The sequence below is a fragment of the Mycolicibacterium vaccae NBRC 14118 = CIP 105934 genome, assembly GCF_001552715.1.
Classification (GTDB): domain Bacteria; phylum Actinomycetota; class Actinomycetes; order Mycobacteriales; family Mycobacteriaceae; genus Mycobacterium; species Mycobacterium vaccae.
In genome coordinates this window covers 1-21,787 of the sequence record NZ_BCRS01000105.1, presented here as the reverse complement: position 1 = coordinate 21,787, position 21,787 = coordinate 1, and the positions used below count along the sequence as shown (strand labels likewise).

22 protein-coding genes are annotated in these 21,787 nt (G+C 70.0%); 17 read left to right on the top strand and 5 right to left on the bottom strand.

What is annotated here, in order from left to right; translation table 11 throughout:
• The 3 genes from MVA01S_RS19270 to MVA01S_RS19260 all read left to right on the top strand — a co-directional run.
• A partial coding sequence (locus MVA01S_RS19270; protein ID WP_060941669.1) for a fatty acid kinase subunit FakA-related protein occupies positions 1 to 1,171 on the top strand: 1,171 nt, incomplete at its 5' end.
• 1 nt (position 1,172) lies between these two features.
• Positions 1,173 to 3,434 (top strand): ATP-dependent DNA helicase RecG, encoded by a 2,262-nt coding sequence (recG, locus tag MVA01S_RS19265; protein WP_003928662.1) that lies wholly within the window; start codon positions 1,173 to 1,175, stop codon positions 3,432 to 3,434.
• A complete protein-coding gene (locus MVA01S_RS19260) occupies positions 3,431 to 4,138 on the top strand; it encodes an HNH endonuclease family protein (RefSeq protein ID WP_003928661.1) in 708 nt (235 codons plus the stop codon). Before recG ends, MVA01S_RS19260 begins: the two co-directional genes overlap by 4 nt.
• 9 nt (positions 4,139 to 4,147) lie before the next feature.
• Here the strand turns inward: MVA01S_RS19260 and MVA01S_RS19255 are convergent, their stop codons facing one another.
• The 5 genes from MVA01S_RS19255 to MVA01S_RS19235 form a co-directional block, all read right to left on the bottom strand.
• A complete protein-coding gene (locus MVA01S_RS19255; protein WP_003928660.1) occupies positions 4,148 to 5,353 on the bottom strand; it encodes a Dyp-type peroxidase in 1,206 nt (401 codons plus the stop codon).
• Entirely contained in the window at positions 5,346 to 5,849 is a 504-nt protein-coding gene (locus MVA01S_RS19250) for a copper chaperone PCu(A)C (protein ID WP_003928659.1), read from the bottom strand. Before MVA01S_RS19250 ends, MVA01S_RS19255 begins: the two co-directional genes overlap by 8 nt.
• Positions 5,842 to 7,275 (bottom strand): PepSY-associated TM helix domain-containing protein, encoded by a 1,434-nt coding sequence (locus MVA01S_RS19245; protein WP_003928658.1) that lies wholly within the window; start codon positions 7,273 to 7,275, stop codon positions 5,842 to 5,844. Before MVA01S_RS19245 ends, MVA01S_RS19250 begins: the two co-directional genes overlap by 8 nt.
• Positions 7,276 to 7,403: 128 nt before the next feature.
• Positions 7,404 to 7,940 carry a hypothetical protein gene (locus MVA01S_RS19240; RefSeq protein WP_003928657.1) on the bottom strand — a complete coding sequence of 179 codons (537 nt, stop codon included), beginning with the start codon at positions 7,938 to 7,940 and terminating at the stop codon, positions 7,404 to 7,406.
• A gap of 69 nt (positions 7,941 to 8,009) precedes the next feature.
• Positions 8,010 to 8,849 carry an aldo/keto reductase gene (locus MVA01S_RS19235; RefSeq protein ID WP_003928656.1) on the bottom strand — a complete coding sequence of 280 codons (840 nt, stop codon included), beginning with the start codon at positions 8,847 to 8,849 and terminating at the stop codon, positions 8,010 to 8,012.
• An 89-nt stretch (positions 8,850 to 8,938) separates the two neighbouring features.
• On the opposite strand from MVA01S_RS19235, the gene MVA01S_RS19230 reads away from it, so the two are divergent.
• The 14 genes from MVA01S_RS19230 to MVA01S_RS19165 all read left to right on the top strand — a co-directional run.
• Positions 8,939 to 10,072, top strand: coding sequence for an alpha/beta hydrolase (locus MVA01S_RS19230; protein ID WP_003928655.1), 1,134 nt, complete (start codon positions 8,939 to 8,941; stop codon positions 10,070 to 10,072).
• Positions 10,073 to 10,095: 23 nt separating this feature from the next.
• Positions 10,096 to 10,863, top strand: a complete 768-nt coding sequence (locus tag MVA01S_RS19225; RefSeq protein ID WP_003928654.1) for a DsbA family protein — start codon at positions 10,096 to 10,098, stop codon at positions 10,861 to 10,863.
• Positions 10,860 to 11,495 carry a vitamin K epoxide reductase family protein gene (locus tag MVA01S_RS19220; RefSeq protein ID WP_003928653.1) on the top strand — a complete coding sequence of 212 codons (636 nt, stop codon included), beginning with the start codon at positions 10,860 to 10,862 and terminating at the stop codon, positions 11,493 to 11,495. The genes MVA01S_RS19225 and MVA01S_RS19220 overlap by 4 nt, the downstream gene beginning before the upstream one ends.
• A gap of 53 nt (positions 11,496 to 11,548) precedes the next feature.
• Positions 11,549 to 14,980, top strand: coding sequence for a pyruvate carboxylase (locus MVA01S_RS19215; RefSeq protein WP_003928652.1), 3,432 nt, complete (start codon positions 11,549 to 11,551; stop codon positions 14,978 to 14,980).
• Positions 14,977 to 15,543, top strand: coding sequence for a 16S rRNA (guanine(966)-N(2))-methyltransferase RsmD (gene rsmD, locus MVA01S_RS19210; RefSeq protein WP_081528958.1), 567 nt, complete (start codon positions 14,977 to 14,979; stop codon positions 15,541 to 15,543). Before MVA01S_RS19215 ends, rsmD begins: the two co-directional genes overlap by 4 nt.
• 11 nt (positions 15,544 to 15,554) lie before the next feature.
• A complete protein-coding gene (coaD, locus tag MVA01S_RS19205) occupies positions 15,555 to 16,037 on the top strand; it encodes a pantetheine-phosphate adenylyltransferase (protein ID WP_003928650.1) in 483 nt (160 codons plus the stop codon).
• An 83-nt stretch (positions 16,038 to 16,120) separates the two neighbouring features.
• Complete coding sequence (locus MVA01S_RS19200; RefSeq protein WP_003928649.1) at positions 16,121 to 16,687, top strand: hemerythrin domain-containing protein; 567 nt, start codon at positions 16,121 to 16,123, stop codon at positions 16,685 to 16,687.
• A 205-nt stretch (positions 16,688 to 16,892) separates the two neighbouring features.
• Positions 16,893 to 17,630 carry a cell division protein SepIVA gene (gene sepIVA / locus MVA01S_RS19195; protein ID WP_003928648.1) on the top strand — a complete coding sequence of 246 codons (738 nt, stop codon included), beginning with the start codon at positions 16,893 to 16,895 and terminating at the stop codon, positions 17,628 to 17,630.
• 30 nt (positions 17,631 to 17,660) lie between these two features.
• A complete protein-coding gene (locus tag MVA01S_RS19190; protein WP_003928647.1) occupies positions 17,661 to 18,296 on the top strand; it encodes a YceD family protein in 636 nt (211 codons plus the stop codon).
• Entirely contained in the window at positions 18,293 to 18,985 is a 693-nt protein-coding gene (gene rnc / locus MVA01S_RS19185; RefSeq protein WP_003928646.1) for a ribonuclease III, read from the top strand. Before MVA01S_RS19190 ends, rnc begins: the two co-directional genes overlap by 4 nt.
• 5 nt (positions 18,986 to 18,990) lie before the next feature.
• On the top strand, positions 18,991 to 19,839 hold the full coding sequence (gene mutM / locus MVA01S_RS19180) for a bifunctional DNA-formamidopyrimidine glycosylase/DNA-(apurinic or apyrimidinic site) lyase (RefSeq protein WP_003928645.1): 849 nt from the start codon (positions 18,991 to 18,993) through the stop codon (positions 19,837 to 19,839).
• Positions 19,840 to 19,924: 85 nt separating this feature from the next.
• Positions 19,925 to 20,341, top strand: a complete 417-nt coding sequence (locus tag MVA01S_RS19175) for an OsmC family protein (protein ID WP_003928644.1) — start codon at positions 19,925 to 19,927, stop codon at positions 20,339 to 20,341.
• Positions 20,325 to 20,609 carry an acylphosphatase gene (locus tag MVA01S_RS19170; protein ID WP_040540047.1) on the top strand — a complete coding sequence of 95 codons (285 nt, stop codon included), beginning with the start codon at positions 20,325 to 20,327 and terminating at the stop codon, positions 20,607 to 20,609. Before MVA01S_RS19175 ends, MVA01S_RS19170 begins: the two co-directional genes overlap by 17 nt.
• 26 nt (positions 20,610 to 20,635) lie before the next feature.
• Positions 20,636 to 21,787: chromosome segregation SMC family protein (locus MVA01S_RS19165; RefSeq protein WP_159426335.1), on the top strand; the 1,152-nt coding region annotated here is incomplete at its 3' end.

Sequence of the window (21,787 nt, the reverse complement as noted above, 5' to 3'; positions counted from 1 at the left end):
GCAGGGCGAGCTGGCCGCCGTCGTCGGCGCATGCGCGCAGGCCGCAGGCGCGGCCCTGGACCGCACCCCCACCCAACTCGACGTGCTGGCCGCGGCTGGAGTCGTCGATGCCGGCGGCCGTGGCCTGCTCGTGCTGCTCGACGCCCTGTGCACCACGCTGACCGGTCAGGCGCCGCCGCGCCCGGTGTACCAGCCCTCGCCCAAGGTCGCCCCGGTGGCGCCGGCGGCGCACCCCGGCCCCGGCTTCGAGGTGATGTACCTGCTGGGCGACTGTGCGCCCGAGAACATCGAGCGACTCCGCGCCCGGCTCGCCGAACTGGGCGACTCGGTCGCGATCGCGGCCTCCGGCTTCGCGGAGGGCGCAGGCCCGGGGCACTACTCCGTCCACGTGCACGCCGACGACGCGGGCGCCGCCGTCGAGGCCGGGCTCACGCTGGGCACCGTGAGCCAGATCCAGATCACCTCGCTGGCCGGGGGCGCCGATCGGCCTGCCGCCGGTAGCTGGAGCAGGCAGCGCGCGGTGCTGGCGGTCGTCGACGGCGACGGCGCCGAGAGCCTGTTCACCGGGGAGGGCGCCGAGGTGCTGCGTCCGCAGCCGGACGTGCCGGTCAGCGCCCAGCAGCTGGTGCACGCGCTGGTTCACACCGGCGCCGCCCAGGTGATGGTGTTGCCCAACGGCTACGTCGCCGCCGAGGAGATCGTCGCCGGGTGCGCGGCGGCCTCCGACTGGGGAATCGTCATGGTGCCGGTGCCGAGCGGGTCGATGGTGCAGGGCCTGGCCGCGCTGGCGGTCCACGATCCCGACCGCCGGCTGATCGACGACGGCTACACGATGGCCCGGGCGGCCGCGGGCGCCCGGTACGGCTCGGTCCGGCTCGCCACCGAGGAGGCGTTGACCTGGGCGGGCACCTGTAAGCCCGGCGACGGCCTCGGCATCTCCGGCGACGAGGTCGTCATCGTCGCCGAGGACGTCACCGCGGCCGGGGCCGGGCTGATCGACCTGCTGCTGGCCGCCGGTGGCGAGCTGGTGACGGTGCTGACCGGCGACGGGGTCGGCCAGGACATCACCGAGGCGCTGACCGCCCACGTACACCGCAGTCACCCGGGCACCGACATGGTCGCCTTCCACACCGGCCACCGAGTCGACGCGCTGATCATCGGGGTCGAGTGAGATGGCCCGACTCGACGACCGCCTGGACTTCGTGATCGGCAAGAAGGCCGCAGACCCACTCGAGGAGCATCTCGGCCTGCGCACGGTCAACGATCTGCTGCGCTACTTCCCCCGCAAGTACAGCGACGCGATGACCGTCCGCGGTGAAGGGGAGGAACTCGACCTCGAAGAGGGCGAGCACGTCACGTTCGTCGACGTGATCGAGAAGGTGGAACTCAAGCGCGCCACCCGGCAGCCGTCGCGCGAGTTCATGGTCGTCACGCTGCGCGACCGGCGGCCCAAGGTCACGGCGACCTTCTTCAACCCCCGGTATCTGAAGAAGACGCTCGTCGAAGGCACGAAGGTGATGCTCTCGGGCGAGGTCGGCTACTTCCGCAGGACCATGCAGCTGACGCACCCGGCGTTCATGGTGCTCGACTCGGAGTCCGGCAGGACCGTCGGCACCAAGTCGTTGACGTCGATCGCGTCGGCCAGCGCCGCCACCGGCGACGACCTGCTCGCCGAGTTCGAGAAGGACTTCTTCCCGATCTACGGCGCCACCGCCAAAGTGCAGACCTGGGACATCTACGCATGTGTGCGCCAGATGTTGGCCGTGTTGGACCCGGTGCCCGAGCCGCTGCCGGAATGGTTTGTGCGCGAACACGATTTGATGGGTGAGGACGAGGCGCTGCGCGCGGTCCACCTCAGCGAGAACGCCGAGGAACGCGCACGCGCGATCGAACGCCTGACCTTCGACGAGGCGATCGGACTGCAGTGGGGCCTGGTGGCGCGACGTCACGGTGAGCTGAGCGCCTCGGGGCCGCCGGGCCGGCGCCGCCCCGACGGGCTGATGGCCGCCATGATGGACCGGTTGCCGTTCGAGCTCACCGCCGGGCAGCAGGACGTGCTGGAGGTGATCTCGGCCGAGCTGGAGGCGACCCGGCCGATGAACCGGATGCTGCAGGGTGAGGTCGGCTCCGGCAAGACGGTCGTGTCACTGCTGGCGATGCTGCAGATGATCGATGCCGGTTATCAGTGTGCGCTGTTGGCGCCCACGGAAGTGCTTGCCGCACAGCATGCTTTGTCGATGCGGGCGATGCTCGGCCCGCTGGCCGGCGCGGGGGAGCTGGGCGGGGCCGACAACGCGACCCGGGTGGCGCTGCTCACGGGATCGATGAGCGCGGCGCAGAAGCGGTACGCCCGAAGGGAGGTCGCCTCGGGGGAGGCGGGCATCGTGATCGGCACACATGCGCTGCTGCAGGACGCCGTGGAGTTCGACAACCTCGGGATGGTCGTCGTCGACGAGCAGCACCGCTTCGGCGTGGAGCAGCGAGACCGCTTGCGCGCCAAGTCCCGTGCGGGGATCACCCCGCACCTGCTGGTGATGACGGCGACCCCGATTCCACGGACGGTGGCGCTGACCTACTACGGCGACCTGGAGACCTCCACCTTGCGGGAACTACCCCGCGGCCGCCAACCGATCGCCACCAACACGATCTTCCAGACCGAGAAGCCGGCCTGGCTGGATCGCGCGTGGAACCGGATCGCCGAGGAGGTGGCTGCCGGCAGGCAGGCCTACGTCGTCGCGTCGCGCATCGACGAGGACGACAAGCCCGCCGACGACGACAAGAAGGGCGCCAAGGCCAAGAAGGCCAAGAAGGACACCGGCGAGGCGGGGCCGCCGCCGGTCACCGTGGTGGAGATGCTGGAACGGCTGCAGCGCGGACCGCTGGCCGAGCTGCGGCTGGGGCTGATGCACGGGCGGCTGTCGGGCGAGGAGAAGGACGCGGTGATGACCGCGTTCCGGCGCGGCGAGATCGACGTGCTGGTGTGCACGACGGTGATCGAGGTCGGCGTCGACGTGCCGAATGCCACGGTGATGGTGGTGATGGACGCCGACCGTTTCGGCATCAGCCAGCTGCACCAGTTGCGGGGCCGGATCGGGCGCGGTGAGCACCCCAGCCTGTGTCTGTTGGTCACCCGGCTGCCGCCGCACTCCAAAGCCGGGCAGCGGCTGACCGCGGTGGCGGGCACGCTCGACGGGTTCGAGCTGGCCGATCTGGATCTGCGGGAGCGCAGCGAGGGAGACGTGCTGGGCTACTACCAGTCCGGCCGACCCATCACGTTGAAGTTCCTGTCGCTGGCCGAGCACCTCGAGATCATCCTGGCGGCCAGGGAACTGTGCGAGACCGTGTACGCGTCCGACCCCGTCGACCGCGGCATGGCGACGCTGTCGGCGCCGTTCACCGACACCGACCGGGTGCAGTTCCTGGACATGTCGTGAACCGGCGACAGACGCTGTGGCTCGCCCTGTCGGTGCTGCTGGCGGTCATCGTCGCCTACCAGGTTAGTGCGACCTCCCCGGCCCCGTCGGAGTACATCGCCGACGCCGACATCCCGACCGTGGCGCCGGCCGCCGACGTGCTCGCCGGGGTCATCGAGATCCCGGCCCGGGTCCGCGGAAACGACTACCGTCGAGCGGCTTTCGGGGAGTCGTGGACCGATGACACCAGCGCGCCGGGCGGGCGCAACGGCTGCGACACCCGCAACGACATCCTCGACCGTGACCTGATCGACAAGACCTACGTGGCGATCTCGCGGTGCCCGCGGGCCGTGGCCACCGGCACGTTGCGCGATCCGTACACCAACGCCACCGTGCCGTTCGTGCGCGGCAACCAGACCGGCGCCGCGGTGCAGATCGATCACATCGTGCCGCTGGCGCTGGCGTGGGACCTCGGCGCCCGGCACTGGCCCGAGGACATACGGGAGCGCTTCGCCAACGACCCGGCCAACCTGATCGCCGTGTCCGGCGGCGCCAACCAGGACAAGGGGGACAAGCCGCCGGCGGCCTGGATGCCGCCGAACGACGCGTTCCACTGCCAGTACGCGATCCAGTTCATCGCGGTGCTGCGCGGGTACGGCCTGCCCGTGGACGCGCCATCGGTGCCAGTGCTGCGCGAGGCCGCCGACACCTGCCCGCGCGGCTGAGGCGCACGCTCACTCCAGCAGCCCCTGCCCGAGGTAGCCGCCCTGCTCGGTCCCCGGCAGCACCGCGAACACCGCCGAGCCGATGGTCGTGATCCACGGGTTGAGCGCGTCGGCGTCGGCGAGCCGGCGTTGCACCGGCACGAACTGGCGGCCCGGATCGCGTTGGTAGGTCGCGAAGATCAGCCCGGCATCGGTGGTGCCCGTCTCCGGTGGTTCGTCGTAGTTGTAGGCCCGCCGCAGGAACTGTTCGTCGTCGGAGCGGTGCCGGGCCAGTGCGACATGCGAATTGGGCGGAATCACCGGGATGCCGTTCTCGGTCGCCGCCAGATCGGGTTCGTCGAACTCGTGCTCTCCGGTCAGCGGCGCGCCGGTGTCCAGCCGTCGCCCGACGGTCAGTTCCTTGCTGGTGCGGTCGAGTTCGTCCCAGGTGTCCAGTTCGGTGCGGATCCGGCGCAGCACCAGCACCGTCCCACCGGAGAACCACGGCTGGTCCGAACCGTCGTCCCACACGTGCCGATCGAATTCGCCGTCGTCGCGCAGATTGACCGTCCCGTCGATCTGCCCCATCAGATTGCGCATCGTGGCGCCGGAGGTGTCGGCGTCGCGCGCCGGGCGGAATCCCGCCTGACGCCAGCGCTGCACCGCCAGGGTGCGGACGTTCTTGAGCAGGACCCGTGCCGTGTGCGAGACGACGATCGGATCGTCGGCGCAGATCTGCAGCAGAAGGTCACCGCCGCACCATCGCGGTTCGAGGTGATCGTTGGCGAATGCCGGCAACTCGGCCACCGAATGCGGGAGACGTTCGGCCAGTCCGGTTTTCCCGAAGGCGCCGGGACCGATGCCGACGGTCACGGTGAGTCGGGCGGGCCGGTGGGCCAGCTCGGGTTCGGTGTCGGCCACCGCCGGACGGCCCTGGGTCAGCCGCTGCGCGTCCGCGCTCCAGAGCTTCAGGATCGCCGACAGGGTCTCCCGGGGACCACGCCCTGCGCTCGGCGTCAGATCCAGTGCGACGAACAACGCGTGCGCCTGCGGTGCGGTGCGCACACCTGCCTGGTGCGCCCCGTGGAACGGCTCGGTGTCGGCCCCGAAACCGCCGGCAGTGTCGGCAGAATCGCTGCGCGCGCACTGGGTCAGCGATGCGCCGGCCGCCAGCGCGGCGCCCCCGGTCAGGAGGCGCCGCCTGGTGACCTGCAGTCGGCGCGGCCCGTCAGCCATGACCGTGGCGGTCGCCGGAATACTCTTCGTCGCCACCGGCGAAGTCGCGGACCTGCGCGGTGACCGGCAACGTCGATCCGTCCTCGAACGCCAGGGTCACCTCGACGTCGCCGCCGGGCCGCAACGGCGCCGTGAGCTCCATCAACATCAGGTGATCACCGCCGGGAGCCAGTTCGTGACTGCCGCCCGGTGGGACCGTGATGCCCCCGGCCTTCGCCTGCATGGTGTTCACCCCGCCTGCGCCCCGGGCGATCTCGTGGATCTCCACCCGCCCGGCCGCGGGCGAGGTCGCGCCGACGAGGTGAACGTCGCGGTCGCCGGTGGCGGCGAGCGTGCCGAACACCGCCGTCATCGCCGAGTCCGTCGCGCGGGCCCAAGGACTTTCGAACGTCACGGACGACGCCATCGACGTGCCGTCCTCCTGTGCCGGGGTCCCGCACGCCGACAGCGCTGCGGCAAGCAGCAGGATGAGAGCGTAGAACTTCTTGCTAGACACGAGATTCCGCCTTCCGGTGGTTGATCGAACCCACGATGACATCGATGATCAGGAACGCCGCCAGCGTCACGCCGAGCAGCGGGAGGAACCAGCCGACCGCGACCGCGGCCGCGGCGATACCGGCGACTGCGAGCCGTGGCAGTGACTTCAGCGCGCCACGGGCCGGCGCCCGGCCGACCGCCCGGCGTGAGCCGCGGAGCGGCCTGCGCTGCCACCACATTCGGTAGCCGTGGGCGATCAGGGTGAGCAGCCCCACCGCGATACCGAGCAGCAGCAGCTGGTTGAGCATCCCGAACAGGAAACCCATGTGTGCCCGGATGCCCCAGTCGGCCAACTTGGCCATCGGCGAGTAGTCGCGCCAGTAGTCGAGCGTTGCGACGACCGTGCCGTCGGCGGGGTCGACCGCGGCGGCGTCGGTGGTCCACCGGTACGGATGGTCGAGCTCGGTCACCGTGACCGCCTGGCCCGGTTCGCCCGGAACGCTGATCTCCACCGGCAGCTGAACTCCCGCGCCCTCCGCGGCGTCGAGCACCGCGTCGTAGTCCACCGAGCCCGGTGCCGCGTCCCCACCGCCGGCTGCGTCGTGCCCTGAGTGTGCATCGGTGCCGGCGAGTGCGCTGTCCAGTTGTGGGCGTTGCCAGTTCATCGCCGACCGGAGGTCGCTGACGTGTGCCCCGGCGTAGGTGGACCACGTGATGCCGGTCGCGGACAGGAACAGCAGGCCGGCCAGCAGCCACACCCCGATGGCGCCGTGCCGGTTCAGGGTGCGAGCCCTGCCGCCGGCGCCGCGGTCCACCGTCAGGATCCGGCCGGCGCGACCACGCCTGCGGTCCCCGGCAGCCTTGGCCACCCACAGGCACAGGCCGCCCAGCGCCACCACCCACAGCCAGGACGCGGCGAGCTCACTGTAGATCCGGCCCGGCTCACCGAGGTTGAGATGGCGGTGCAGTCCGTCCAGCCAGGTGCTGAACGGTAGATAGCCCAGCCACGTGGGCTCGTCGCCCAGCACGATGCCGGTGTGCGGGTCGACGAACACCGCGCGCCGCAACTCCTCGCCCAGCGCGGGATCGGTGAGATAGACCCGGGTGGACTCGCCCGGCGACGGTGCCGGCCGCATCCCGGCCAACGCCAGGCCGGGGAACGCAGCCCGCGCCGCGGCCGATTGATCGCCGAGCGGCAGCATCGGCCCCCGGCCGTCGACGAACAGCAGGTCGCGGTAGACGAACCGCTCCACGGTCGGGGCCAGCGCGTACAGGCCGCCGGTGACCGCGGCCACGACGAGCAGCGGCGCCACCAGGACACCGGCGTAGAAGTGCAGTCGGACGGCGAACGGGCGCCACCGGTGTCTCGGAACCGACTGTGGCACGGCGAGATCAGCGGGTGGGTCGAGGGTGTTCTCGGGATGGGTCTTCTCGGGATGGGTCATGGATGAGGCCTTTGCAGGTCGTCGCAGTACGGGGCGCAACGGCGGCGCGCGGCAGCGCGCGGCCCGGCGCGCGAAAGACCGCAGCACGGTGCCGCGGCAACAGGAGATTGGGTGAGAAGAGGGGACCGTCAGGCGGTCACAGCGGTGCGCGGGGGAGCCCGCATCCCCAACCCGGTAGCCAGAACAGGCCGGGCCACAACCACTTTGGTGATCCGGCGGCGAATCCTGGCGGTGGGGCGAGGTGCGCGCCGGGCGAAGAGTCGCAGCCAGCACAGCACCGAAGAACAGACGACGTAAAGGTATTCAGCCGCGGCGATGGCCCCACCGAGCACCACGGCGGCGCCGAGATGCATCGCGGTCATCGACGGGCCCGGCACGAGTCCGTCGCCGTGGTGGTGGCCGGTCACCGTCAGCGCGAGGTGACCCAGCCCCTGGGCGGCGCCCAGCGCCGCGGTGGTGGCGATCCACCGTGCCCCGCGGCTCTCGAGGCGCACCCGGGCGAGCAGAGATGCCACCGTCGCGCACAGCGTCAGGGCCAGCACCAGCGCAGCGCCGTGAGGCAGGCCGCCGCCGGCAGCGAGGTGGGCCCCGACGGTCACCACCGCCGAGGACGCTCCGACGAGGACGCCACGCACCCATCGGGCACGCGTCTTCGGCGTCGGCATACGGGGACCCTACCGCTGCTCTACTACAACACCTAGTAGAGCCTCGGCGAAGGCTTCGCCGGCATTACTTCAGGAGGCCGCGTAGGTCTCGGGGTCCGGACCGAACCGGGTGCCCTCGTCGAGTCCGTTCAGCGTCGCCATCTGCTCGTCGGTGAGTTCGAAGCCGAACACGTCGAGGTTCTCGGCGATCTGCTCCGGGTCCGTCGCATGCGCGAGCACCACGTTGCCCAGCTGCAGGCTCCAGCGCAGCAGCACCTGAGCCGGCGTCCTGCCCTGCGCGGCGGCGATCTCGGTGACCGCGGCATTGGTCAGCAGGTGGCCTGCTCCGAACGGTCCGTACGCCGCGGTGACGACGCCGTGCTCGGCGTCGAAGGCCCGCAGTTCGGCCTGGTTGAGCAGCGGATGCAACTCGATCTGATTGATCGCGGGGGTGAAGAACGACAGGCTGATCACGTCGTCGAGATGGTGGGGGGCGAAGTTGCTCACCCCGATCGAGCGGGTGAGTCCGACCTCCTTGGACCTCATCATCCCGCCCCAGCTGTCCACGTACTTGCCCTCCTGGCCGGCGGGCCAGTGGATCAGGTACAGGTCCACGTACTCCAAGCCCAGCCGCTCCAGGCTCGCGCGCAGGTTGTCCTGCGAGGACTGGAAACCCAGATCCTCGGCCGCGAGCTTGGTGGTGATGAACAGGTCCTCGCGCGCCACACCGGACCGGACGATGGCGCGCCCGACGGCCGCCTCGTTGCCGTACGCGGCCGCGGTGTCGATCAGCCGGTAACCGGCCTCCAACGCCGCGAGCGCGGACTGCTCGGCCTCGGCCTCAGACAACTCACCCACACCGAAACCGATGACCGGCATGGTGTTGTCGTCGTTGAGTGTGACGGTGGGTATAGCTGCCGCCGACGTCATGTCACCTTCTTTTCTGAAGTGGAATGCTGGCGACGACTATATTGCCGCCAACTACACCGGCCTAATCAGCGCCACCCCGAGGAGCAACCGTGACCGAAACCGTGGCGGACCGCACGCCCGAACGATCCGCGCAGCAGCCGGTACGTCGCGACGTCGGCCTGGCCGACGTGCTGGCGAACAAGACGGCGGGTCTCACGCTGCGCGGCATGCGTCACATCCCTGACCCGGTGAAACGGCTTCTGCTGGGTGGACGGGCCACGACGATCGACGGCAACACGCTGGACACCACCATGCAGTTGATGCTCGCCGGTCAGCGGGTGCTCGGCCTGGACGGTCTGGTCGCCGACGACGACTACGTCACGGCGCGCGCCCAGCTGGACCTTCTGTCAGGCAGCTTCAAGGTGGGCATCACGGTGTCCGGGGTGACCGACCTCACCGTCCCCGGCGGCGCCGGTCCGCGCCGGGCCCGGCACTACCGCACCGATGCGCCCGCGGCGCCGCTGCTGGTGTTCTTCCACGGCGGCGGACACGTGATCGGCAGTATCGAGAGCCACGACGACCTGTGCCGGGAGATCTGCCGCCGCGGCGAGGTCCACGTGCTGTCCGTGGACTACCGCCTGGCGCCCGAACACCCGGCGCCGGCCGGCGCCGTGGACGCCTACGCGGCATACCTGTGGGCGCGCGAGCACGCCGCCGAACTGGGCGCCGACCCGCACCGCGTGGCCGTCGGCGGCGACAGCGCGGGAGGCAACCTTGCCGCGCTGGTCGCGATCCGGGCGCGCGACGAGAAATCCCCGCCGCCTGCACTGCAACTGCTGCTCTACCCGGTCACCGACTACCAGGGGGAGACCCGGTCCAAGACCCTGTTCAGCCGCGGCTTCTTCCTCACCAGGCACGACATGGACTGGTTCAGTGAGCGGTTCGTCGGGCCCTCCGAGCTCGACGGCACCGACCCGCGGGTGTCGCCGCTGCGCGCCGGGGACCTGTCCGGGCTGCCGCCGGCGCTGCTGGTGACCGCCGGATTTGACCCGCTGCGCGACGAGGGCAGGCAGTACGCCGAGGCGCTGCGCACCGCCGGCACCGCGGTCGACTACCGCGAGTACGGCTCGCTGATCCACGGCTTCGCGAACTTCTTCCCGCTCGGGGGTGCCGCCGCCACGGCCACCGCCGACGTCATCTCGGCGATGCGCGCGCATCTGACCCGCGCCGGTCAGGCCCGCTGAGCCGCGCCGGTACGCTGTCACCCGTGGCCACCAAACCCAAGAAGAACGCGCGCTACGACCTGAAGGCAGCAGACCGTAAGCGCAACCTGTTCATCCAGATCGGTCTGACCGCGGTCGTCGTCATCTTCGCGGTCACCTTGGTGCTCTACATCGTGCTCTCGGCCGACGACAAGCCCACCGCAGGCGAGTCGCGCGCCATCCGGGTCGAGTCGACCAGCGTGATCAAGAAGGACGGCACCGACGAGCCCAAAGCGGTGCTCAGCGTCTACGAGGACTTCCTCTGCCCGCACTGCGGCGCGTTCGAGCAGCAGTTCGGCCCGACGATCAGCAAGCTCGTCGACTCCGGCGCCATCGCGGCCGACTACTACATGGTCGGCATCCTGGACCGGCCCCAGAACAAGAACTACCCGTCCCGCGCGGGCGGCGCGGCCTACTGCGTCGCCGACGAATCCGTCGACGCGTTCCGCCGGTTCCACGCGGCGCTGTACGCCCAGCAGCCGGGTGAGATGGGCTCGGTGTACCCGGACAACGCGCAGCTCGTGGAGACCGCCCGCCAGTCGGGTGCCGCAGGCGCGGTGGCCGACTGCATCGACAAGGGCACCTACGTCGACATGGTGTCGGGCATGGCCGCGGCGACGGGCATCAAGTCCACCCCGTCGGTCCGGATCAACGGCGAGGACTACCAATACACCACCCCCGACGCGCTGGTCGCCAAGATCAGGGACATCGTCGGCGACGTGCCCGGGCTGGAGCCGGCACCGCCCGCACCCCAACCTGCCCCGGCGTCATGACCGTGACCACGGCCGGCCCCGTCGAACACCTCGATCCGTCGCCGGACCAGCCGGCGCCGGTCGAGGTTCGGCGGAGCAGCGCGCTGTGGGTGCTCATCGCCGGTATCGCCGGGCTCGCGTCGGCGCTGGCGCTCACCATCGAGAAGATCGCGCTTCTCATCGACCCGAACTACATCCCGTCCTGCAGCATCAACCCCGTGCTGTCATGCGGGTCGGTGATGATCACCCCGCAGGCCTCGCTCTTCGGCTTCCCGAACCCGCTGCTCGGCATCGTCGGGTTCACCGTCGTGGTCGTCACCGGCGTGCTGGCGCTGGCCAAGGTGAACCTGCCGCGCTGGTACTGGGCCGGACTGGCCATCGGTACGCTGGCGGGCACCGTGCTGGTGCACTGGCTGATCTTCCAGAGTCTGTACCGCATCGGCGCGCTGTGCCCCTACTGCATGGTGGTCTGGGCGGTGACGATCCCGCTGCTGGTGGTCGTGACGTCCATCGCGGTCCAGCCCCAGCACAGCGGCAACGCCGTGATCCGGACCCTGCACACCTGGCGCTGGTCGCTGGTGACGTTGTGGTTCACCGCCGTGCTGCTGCTGATCCTCGAGCGGTTCTGGAACTACTGGTCCACGCTGTTCTGATCACAGTGCGTAACCGACTGCTGTGAGACCTCGCCGTGAGGTTAAGGTGAACCGTGGCCGGTCAGATCACCAAAGTCCTTGTCGCCAACCGCGGTGAGATCGCGATCCGCGCATTCCGCGCGGCCTACGAGATGGGCATCGCGACCGTCGCGGTCTATCCGTACGAGGATCGAAACTCCCTGCACCGGCTGAAGGCCGACGAGTCCTACCAGATCGGTGAGGTCGGACACCCCGTCCGGGCCTACCTGTCCGTCGACGAGATCATGCGGGTGGCCGTCGCGGCCGGATGCGACGCGGTGTACCCGGGTTACGGCTTCCTGTCGGAGAACCCGGAACTCGCCGCCGCGTGCGCCGCGGCCGGCATCACGTTCGTCGGTCCCAGCGCCGCGGTGCTGGAGCTCACCGGCAACAAGGCGCGCGCCATCCAGGCAGCCCGGGAAGCGGGCCTACCGGTCCTGGCGTCGTCGGCGCCGTCGGCCTCGGTCGAGGAACTCGTCGAGGCCGCCGACGGCATGGAGTTCCCGTTGTTCGTCAAGGCCGTGTCCGGGGGCGGAGGCCGCGGCATGCGCCGCGTCGCCGACCGCGCCGCGCTGGCCGAAGCGGTGGAAGCGGCCAGCCGCGAGGCGGAGTCGGCGTTCGGGGACCCCGAGGTCTACCTGGAGCAGGCGGTGATCAACCCCCGCCACATCGAGGTGCAGATCCTCGCCGACCACAGCGGCCAGGTGATGCACCTGTTCGAGCGGGACTGCAGTGTGCAGCGACGCCACCAGAAGGTCATCGAGCTCGCGCCTGCCCCGAACCTGCCGGAGGAGTTGCGGCAGAAGATCTGTGCCGACGCGGTGGCGTTCGCCCGCGAGATCGACTACACCTGCGCCGGCACCGTCGAGTTCCTGCTCGACGAGCGCGGCCACCACGTGTTCATCGAGTGCAACCCGCGCATCCAGGTCGAGCACACGGTCACCGAGGAGATCACCGACGTCGACTTGGTCTCCAGTCAGCTGCGGATCGCGGCGGGGGAGACGCTCGACGATCTCGGGCTCAGCCAGGAAACACTCACCGCGCCAAGGGGATTCGCGCTGCAATGCCGGATCACCACCGAGGATCCCGCCAACGGCTTCCGGCCCGACACCGGGCGCATCACCGCCTACCGCTCGCCCGGCGGCGCAGGGATCCGGTTGGACGGCGGCGCGGTGCTGGGCGGCGAGATCGGCGCCCACTTCGATTCGATGCTGGTCAAACTCACCTGCCGGGGCAGGGATTTCGACACCGCGGTGGCGCGCGCCCACCGGGCGCTCGCCGAGTTCCGGGTGCGCGGGGTCTCGACGAACATCCCGTTCCTGCAGGCGGTCATCGACGATCCGGACTTCCGCAGCGGCAAGATCACCACGTCGTTCATCGACGAGCGGCCCTATCTGTTGACCGCGCGCTCACCGGCCGACCGCGGCACCAAGATCCTGAACTACCTGGCCGAGGTCACGGTCAACCAGCCGCACGGGCCGCGCCCGTCGACGGTGTACCCGCACGACAAGCTGCCCCAGATCGACCTCGACTCGATGCCGCCGCGCGGCAGCAAGCACCTTCTCACCGAGGTCGGGCCCGAGGCGTTCGCGCGTTGGATGCGCGAGTCCAAGGCGGTCGGCGTCACCGACACCACGTTCCGCGACGCCCATCAATCGTTGCTGGCCACCAGAATCCGCACCTCCGGCCTGCTGATGGTCGCGCCCTATATCGCCCGGATGACCCCGCAGCTGCTCTCGATCGAGTGCTGGGGTGGCGCGACCTACGACGTCGCGCTGCGGTTCCTCAAAGAGGATCCGTGGGAGCGGCTGGCCGCCTTGCGTGAGGCGGTGCCCAACATCTGCCTGCAAATGCTGCTGCGCGGGCGGAACACGGTGGGCTACACGCCGTACCCGGAGTCGGTCACCCACGCGTTCGTCCAGGAGGCGACCGCCACTGGCATCGACATCTTCCGGATCTTCGACGCGCTCAACAACGTCGACTCGATGCGTCCGGCGATCGACGCCGTCCGCGAGACCGGCGCCTCGGTGGCCGAGGTCGCGATGTCCTACACCGGCGATCTGTCCGATCCGGCGGAGAACCTCTACACCCTGGACTACTACCTCAAGCTCGCCGAGCAGATCGTCGAAGCGGGGGCGCACGTGCTCGCCATCAAGGACATGGCCGGCCTGCTGCGCCCACAGGCGGCGGCGACGCTCGTCGGCGCGCTGCGCAGCCGTTTCGACCTGCCCGTGCACGTCCACACCCACGACACCCCGGGCGGCCAGCTCGCCACCTACCTCGCGGCCTGGCAGGCCGGAGCCAGTGCGGTCGACGGCGCGTCGGCGCCGCTGGCCGGGACGACGAGCCAGCCCGCGCTCAGTTCGATCGTGGCGGCCACCGCGCACACCGAGTACGACACCGGCCTGTCGTTGTCGGCGGTGTGCGACCTTGAGCCGTACTGGGAGGCGCTGCGAAAGGTGTACGCGCCGTTCGAGTCCGGACTGCCGGCCCCGACCGGCCGGGTGTACAAACACGAGATCCCGGGCGGGCAGTTGTCCAACCTGCGCCAGCAGGCAATCGCGCTGGGCCTGGGCGACCGGTTCGAGGAGATCGAGGCCAGTTACGCGGCCGCAGACCGGATCCTGGGCCGGCTGGTCAAGGTCACGCCGTCGTCGAAGGTCGTCGGCGACCTGGCCCTGGCGCTGGTCGGTGCAGGGGTGTCGGCCGACGAGTTCGCCGAGGACCCTGCACGTTTCGACATCCCGGACTCCGTGATCGGGTTCCTGCGCGGCGAATTGGGCGATCCGCCCGGCGGCTGGCCCGAGCCGCTCAGGTCCAAGGCGCTGGCCGGCCGCGCGCCGGCCAAGCCGCCTGCCGAACTCAGCCCCGAAGACACCCGCGCGCTGGCCGAGGCGGGACCCGAGCGTCAGGCGACGTTGAACCGGCTGCTGTTCCCCGGTCCGACAAAGGAATTCGAGGCGCACCGGGAACTCTACGGCGACACATCCAGCCTGTCGGCCAACCAGTTCTTCTACGGGCTGCGCCACGGCGACGAGCATCGCGTCACCCTGGAGCGCGGCGTGCAACTGCTGATCGGGCTTGAGGCGGTGTCCGACGCCGACGAGCGGGGGATGCGAACCGTCATGTGCATCATCAACGGGCAGCTGCGTCCCGTGGTGGTCCGCGACCGCAGCATCGCCAGCGACGTGCCCGTCGCCGAGAAGGCTGACCGCACCAACCCGGACCACGTGGCCGCACCGTTCGCCGGCGTGGTCACCGTGAGCGTCGACGAGGGCGACACGGTCGAGGCGGGCGAGACCATCGCGACAATCGAGGCGATGAAGATGGAAGCCGCGATCACGGCGCCGAAGGCGGGCACGGTGGCACGCGTCGCGGTGTCGACCACCGCGCAGGTCGAGGGCGGAGATCTGCTGGCGGTGATCGGCCCGGCGGGAAAGAGCGAGGCGGCCGGGGGGCCCTCCTGACCCGGATCGTCGCCGGGACCTTCGGCGGACGCCGGATCACGGTGCCGCAGCAGCGCTCCGGACGCGGCACGCGGCCCACCACGGATCGGGTGCGCGAGTCGCTGTTCAACGTGCTCGGCGCGCGCGTCGACTTCCAGGGACTGCGCGTGCTCGACCTCTACGCGGGTTCGGGCGCGCTGGGGCTGGAGGCGTTGTCGCGCGGCGCCGCGTCGGCGATCTTCGTCGAGTCCGACGCGCGGGCCGCGGCGGTGATCGAACGCAACATCGCCGCACTGGGTGCGCAGGGTGCCGTCGTGCGTCGCGGCGCGGTCACGGCGGTGCTCGCCGGCGGGGCGGCCCGACCGGTGGACCTGGTACTGGCCGATCCGCCCTACGAGCTGGACGCGGCACAGGTCGACGAGGTCGTCGCAGCGCTGGTCGCAGGCGGCTGGACCGCGCCGGGCACGGTGGCGGTGCTGGAACGGCCCGCTTCGGCGCCCGAGACCGACTGGCCCGACGGGTGGTCGGTGTGGCGGTCGCGCCGCTACGGGGACACCCGCGTCGAGTTCGCCGAACGCTGCTAGCGTCGTCCGTCATGAGCGGAGCGGTGTGCCCGGGGTCCTTCGATCCGGTGACCCTCGGTCACATCGACGTCTTCGAGCGCGCCGCGGCGCAGTTCGACGAGGTCGTCGTCGCGGTGATGGTGAACCCGAACAAGACCGGCCTGTTCACCCACGAGGAGCGCATCGCGCTGATCGAGGAGTCGACCACCCATCTGCCGAACCTGCGCGTGGAATCCGGCAGCGGCCTGATCGTCGACTTCGTCAGGGACCGCGGGCTGACCGCGATCGTCAAGGGACTGCGCACCGGCACCGACTTCGAGTACGAGCTGCAGATGGCGCAGATGAACCGGCACGTCGCCGGCGTGGACACCTTCTTCGTCGCGACCACGCCGCAGTACTCGTTCGTGTCCTCGTCGTTGGCCAAGGAAGTCGCACTGCTCGGCGGCGACGTCTCGGATCTGTTGCCCGCCCCGGTGAACGCCCGGCTGAAGGCCAAGCTCGCCGAACGCGGTTGAGGCGCCCGGGCGCGGGTACGCACAGGGCACCGGCGCGCAGCCCCGCGCCGGCTTCCTGCAGCCCGTCCCCGGAGGTGCCTACCGTGCCCGAGACATTCGTTCAATCCACCGACGACGTCGTCGCGTTTCTCAGGGATCAGCACAACCTGATCAAAGACATGTTCGACGACGTGCTGCTCGCCTCCGAGGACAAGGCACGCGAGAAGGCGTTCACCGATCTGCGCCAGTTGCTCGCCGTGCACGAGACCGCCGAGGAGATGGTGGTCCATCCGAGGGTCCGGCGGGAGGTCCAGTCCGGCGACGAGATCGTCGACGCCCGCCTGCGCGAGGAGCACGCCGCCAAAGAGCAACTGGTCGCACTGGAGAAGCTCGACATCGGGTCCGAGGAATTTCTCACCGCGCTGACCGAGTTCCGCGACGCCGTGCTCGAACACGCCGAGCACGAGGAGACCGAGGAGTTCCCGAAACTCAAGCGTGAACTCGACGCCGACGAGCTCAAGAGTCTGGCCGGCGCGGTGCGCGCGGCCGAGGCGATCGCGCCCACCCGCCCGCACCCCGGGGTGGAGTCGGCCAAGCTCAACTTCGCGGTCGGCCCGTTCGCGTCGATGCTCGACCGCGCCCGGGACGTGATCGGCGCGGCACTGCGTTGATTGGGCGGGCCGCCGTCGTGCTGGTTTGGGCGGCCCGCCGCCGTGCTGGTCTGGGCGGCCCGCCGCCGTCTTGACATAATTTCGGGCACGGATGCCGGTCGAGCCTGGCCGCGACTCGTAGGGCGACACACCGCGACGGAAGCCCAGTCACACGCGTAACACCAGGCACACTGGTAACTAACAACTACGCCTGGAGGGTGTCGCCGTGTACCGAGTGTTCGAAGCTCTCGATGAATTGGGTGCGATCGTCGAAGAAGCCCGCGGTGTGCCGATGACGGCAGGCTGTGTGGTGCCGCGCGGGGACGTCCTGGAGTTGATCGACGACATCAAGGACGCGATCCCGGGCGAGCTCGACGACGCGCAGGACGTGCTGGACGCCCGGGACTCCCTGCTGCGTGAGGCCAAGGAGCACGCGGAGTCCACCGTGTCCAGCGCCAACGCCGAAGCTGACTCGATGGTCAACCATGCCCGGGCGGAGGCCGACCGGCTGCTGGCCGACGCGAAGGCGCAGGCCGACCGCATGGTCGCCGAGGCGCGTCAGCACAGCGAACGCATGGTCGGCGAGGCGCGGGAGGAAGCCGCCCGGCTGGCCGCGACGGCCAAGCGTGAGTACGAGGCCAGCACCGGCCGCGCCAAGTCCGAGGCCGACCGGTTGATCGAGAGCGGCAACCTGGCGTACGAGAAGGCGGTGCAGGAGGGCATCAAGGAGCAGCAGCGCCTTGTCTCGCAGACCGAGGTGGTCGCCACCGCGACCGCCGAGGCGACCCGGATGATCGACTCCGCGCACGCGGAGGCCGACCGGCTGCGCGGCGAGTGCGACATCTACGTCGACAGCAAGCTCGCCGAATTCGAGGATTTCCTCAACGGCACGCTGCGCTCTGTCGGCCGCGGACGTCACCAGCTGCGCACTGCGGCGGGCACGCACGACTACGCGGCCCGGTAGGCCGGCGGCGGGCCACCGTACGATACGTGCATGGCGACGCACGTCAAGGCGGTGGCGCACCGAGGTTCACGGTCGCCGCTGGTAATCGACATCTCTCGGCTCGGCCGGCGGCCGGGCTCGATGATCACCGTCCAGGAGACGGTGCCCAGTCCGGCTCGGATGGGCCTGGAGCTCATCGCCGTGCCCGAAGGGGCCCCGCTGCATCTGGACCTGGTGCTGCAATCGGTGTCGGAAGGCGTGCTCGTGACCGGCACGGTGGTGGCGCCGACCTCCGGGGAGTGTGCGCGGTGCCTGACGCCGGTCACCGGTGAGGTCGAGATCGAGCTCACGGAGCTGTACGCGTACCCCGACAGCACCACCGAGGAGACCACCGAGGCCGACGAGATCCCGCGGGTCGGACGCGACCGGGGGACCGAGACCATCGATCTTGAGCAGCCGATCACCGACGCCGTCGGTCTGGCGCTGCCGTTCTCGCCGGTCTGCACCCCGGACTGCCAGGGATTGTGCCTGGAGTGCGGAGTCCGGTTGGCCGACGCCGAACCCGGTCATCACCACGAGCAGATCGACCCGCGGTGGGCCAAGCTGGCGCAGCTCCGTGAGCAGGACGCCGAGCCGGGCGGGCAGAGCGTCGACCTTCGTGAGCAAGGCGCTGGAGACGACTCGTGACGGCCGACCGCGCGCTGCTGCTTGAGGCGCTCGGCATCGAGCTGCCCGCCGAGCTGCTGACCATCGCGCTCACCCACCGCAGCTACTCCTATGAGAACGGCGGAGTGCCCACCAACGAGCGCCTGGAGTTTCTCGGTGATTCGGTGCTGGGGCTGACGATCACCGAAGAGCTCTACCACCGGCATCCGGACCGCTCCGAAGGCGATCTGGCAAAGCTGCGGGCCAGCATCGTCAACACCCAGGCGCTGGCCGACGTCGGGCGCAATCTGACCGAACACGGTCTGGGGGCTTATCTGTTGCTCGGCAAGGGTGAGGAGGCCTCCGGCGGCGCCGACAAGTCCAGCATCCTGGCCGACGGAGTCGAATCCCTTTTGGGCGCAATCTATCTCGAACACGGTGTGACCGTTGCCCGCGAGGTGATTCTGCGGTTGTTCGCCACATTGCTCGACACGGCACCGACCCTCGGCGCGGGGCTGGACTGGAAGAGTTCACTGCAGGAGCTGACCGCGTCGCAGGGGCTGGGGGCGCCGGCCTACGTCGTCACCTCCACCGGGCCCGACCATGACAAGGAGTTCACCGCGATCGTCGTGGTCGGGGAGCGCGACTACGGCCGGGGCGTGGGCCGGACAAAGAAGGAAGCTGAGCTCAAGGCGGCCGCGGCGGCCTGGCACGCCCTCACCGGTGACTGACCGCGATGCCTGAACTTCCCGAGGTGGAGGTCGTGCGGCGCGGGCTGGCCCAGCACGTCACCGGCAGGAGGATCGCCGCGGTGCGGGTGCACCACCCGCGGGCCGTGCGCAGGCACGAGGCCGGGCCCGCCGACCTGACCGCCCGGCTCCTCGACACCACGATCACCGGCACGGACCGGCGGGGAAAGTACCTGTGGCTGACGCTGGACGATGGTTCGGCGCTGGTCGTGCACCTGGGGATGAGCGGTCAGATGCTGCTGGGTCAGGTGCCCAACGAGAATCACCTGCGGATCGCGGCGCTGCTCGACGACGGCACCACGCTGAGCTTCGTCGACCAGCGCACGTTCGGTGGCTGGATGATCACCGACCTCGTCGATGTCGACGGCAGCGCGGTGCCGGTCCCGGTCGCGCACATCGCGCGCGATCCGTTGGACCCGCGCTTCGACCGGGACGCGGTGGTGAAGGTGTTGCGGGGCAAGCACTCCGAGATCAAGCGTCTGCTGCTCGATCAGACCGTGGTGTCCGGGATCGGCAACATCTACGCCGACGAGTCGCTGTGGCGGGCCAAGATCAACGGCGCCCGGCCGGCTTCGGGGGTGTCGCGGGCCAAGCTCGCCGAACTACTGGACGCGGCCTCGGCCGTGATGACCGATGCGCTGGCCCAGGGCGGCACGTCGTTCGACTCGCTCTATGTCAACGTCAACGGGGAGTCCGGCTACTTCGACCGGTCGCTGGACGCCTACGGGCGCGAGGGTGAGCCGTGCCGGCGCTGCGGCGCGATCATCCGGCGGGAGAAGTTCATGAACCGGTCGTCGTACTACTGCCCGCGCTGCCAACCGCGCCCCCGCACCTAGTTCCCCGGAATAGCGTTCCTGGTCGTGCCTGGCGCCGGAAGCACGACCAGGAATGCTATTCCGCGGGACGCTGTACAAATAGTGCGTGACCGAACTGTGGGTGGAGCGCACCGGTGTGCGCCGTTATACGGGCCGAAGCACGCGCGGCGCCGAGGTGCTGGTGGGCTCGGAGGACGTCGAGGGCGTCTTCACGCCGGGTGAGCTGATGAAGATCGCGCTGGCCGCCTGCAGCGGCATGGCCAGCGACCAGCCGCTGCGGCGCCGCCTCGGGGACGACTACCCGGCCACCATCAGGGTGTCGGGGCCCGCCGACCGCGACCAGGAGCGATACCCGCTGTTGCAGGAATCCCTGGAGGTCGACCTGTCCGCACTGTCGGCCGACGAGCTCACCCGGCTGCGCACCGTGGTCGAGCGCGCCATCGACCAGGTGTGCACGGTGGGACGGACGTTGAAGAGTGGTACTGAAGTGACTTTTGAGGTGAAAGATGTTGGACGAGAATGACGTCCGCCTGACCGCCTGGGTGCACGGGCAGGTCCAGGGAGTCGGTTTCCGCTGGTGGACGCGGTCCCGCGCGCTCGAACTGGGCCTCACCGGGTTCGCCGCCAACAAACCCGACGGGCGGGTGCAGGTGGTCGCCCAGGGCCCGCGGCACGCCTGCGAACAGCTGCTTGACCTGCTCAAAGGGGCGAAGACCCCTGGTCAGGTGGACAAGGTCATCGCCGACTGGGGGGTGCCCGCCGACGCGATCGCGGGCTTCACCGAGCGGTGAGGTCTCCGGCGGTAGGGTAACGCGTCATGCATCTGAAGAGTCTGACGCTGAAGGGCTTCAAGTCCTTCGCCTCGCCGACGACTCTGCGCTTCGAACCCGGCATCACCTGCGTGGTGGGGCCCAACGGCTCGGGCAAATCCAACGTCGTCGACGCGCTGACCTGGGTGATGGGGGAGCAGGGCGCCAAGACGCTGCGCGGCGGCAAGATGGAGGACGTCATCTTCGCCGGCACCTCGTCGCGCGCGCCACTGGGCCGCGCGGAGGTGACGTTGACCATCGACAACTCCGACAACGCATTGCCCATCGAGTACTCCGAGGTGTCGATCACCCGGCGGATGTTCCGTGACGGTGCAGGCGAGTACGAGATCAACGGCAGCCGTTGCCGTTTGGCGGATGTCCAGGAACTGCTCAGCGACTCCGGCATCGGCCGTGAGATGCACGTCATCGTCGGTCAGGGCAAGCTCTCGGAGATCCTGGAGTCCCGCCCCGAGGACCGCCGCGCGTTCATCGAGGAGGCCGCGGGCGTCCTCAAGCACCGCAAGCGCAAGGAGAAGGCGGTCCGCAAGCTGGACTCGATGTCGGCGAACCTGGCGCGGCTGACCGATCTGACCACCGAACTGCGCCGCCAGCTCAAGCCGCTGGGCCGCCAAGCCGAGATGGCCCGACGCGCCCAGACCATCCAGGCCGACCTGCGCGACGCCCGGCTGCGGCTGGCCGCCGACGATCTGGTCACCCGCAAGGCCGAGTTCGACGACACCAATCAGGCCGAGACCGCGCTGCGCCGCGAACACGAGGAACTCAGCGAGCGGCTGCAGGCCAGAGCCCTCGAGCTCGACGCCCACGAGAGTGCCGTCGAGGACCTCAGCGAGCGCGCCGACGCGGCCCAGCAGCGCTGGTTCCGGCTGTCCGCGCTGGCCGAGCGGGTGGGCGCGACCGTGCGCATCGCCGCCGAGCGGGCCCAGCACCTGGACGCCGAGCCGGATTTCTCGGCCGGTCCCGATCCCGACGAGCTCGAAGCCCGCGCCGACGCCGTCGCCGAGCAGGAGCGGCAGCTGCTCGAGGAGCTCGCAGAATGCCAGGCCCGGCTGGAGGCCGCCCGCGACGAGCTCGCCGAGCGCGAACAGACCGCCGCCGAGGCCGAGCGCGCCCACATGGCCGCCGCCCGCGCCGAGGCCGAC

What these genes read in the sequence shown, in the direction of transcription:
- recG (WP_003928662.1), top strand. Translation starts at nt 1,173, where the DNA reads ATGGCCCGACTCGACGACCGCCTGGACTTCGTGATCGGCAAGAAGGCC.
- MVA01S_RS19255 (WP_003928660.1), bottom strand. Translation starts at nt 5,353, where the DNA reads ATGGCTGACGGGCCGCGCCGACTGCAGGTCACCAGGCGGCGCCTCCTG.
- MVA01S_RS19245 (WP_003928658.1), bottom strand. Translation starts at nt 7,275, where the DNA reads ATGACCCATCCCGAGAAGACCCATCCCGAGAACACCCTCGACCCACCC.
- MVA01S_RS19240 (WP_003928657.1), bottom strand. Translation starts at nt 7,940, where the DNA reads ATGCCGACGCCGAAGACGCGTGCCCGATGGGTGCGTGGCGTCCTCGTC.
- MVA01S_RS19235 (WP_003928656.1), bottom strand. Translation starts at nt 8,849, where the DNA reads ATGACGTCGGCGGCAGCTATACCCACCGTCACACTCAACGACGACAAC.
- MVA01S_RS19220 (WP_003928653.1), top strand. Translation starts at nt 10,860, where the DNA reads ATGACCGTGACCACGGCCGGCCCCGTCGAACACCTCGATCCGTCGCCG.
- coaD (WP_003928650.1), top strand. Translation starts at nt 15,555, where the DNA reads ATGAGCGGAGCGGTGTGCCCGGGGTCCTTCGATCCGGTGACCCTCGGT.
- MVA01S_RS19190 (WP_003928647.1), top strand. Translation starts at nt 17,661, where the DNA reads ATGGCGACGCACGTCAAGGCGGTGGCGCACCGAGGTTCACGGTCGCCG.
- mutM (WP_003928645.1), top strand. Translation starts at nt 18,991, where the DNA reads ATGCCTGAACTTCCCGAGGTGGAGGTCGTGCGGCGCGGGCTGGCCCAG.
- MVA01S_RS19170 (WP_040540047.1), top strand. Translation starts at nt 20,325, where the DNA reads ATGTTGGACGAGAATGACGTCCGCCTGACCGCCTGGGTGCACGGGCAG.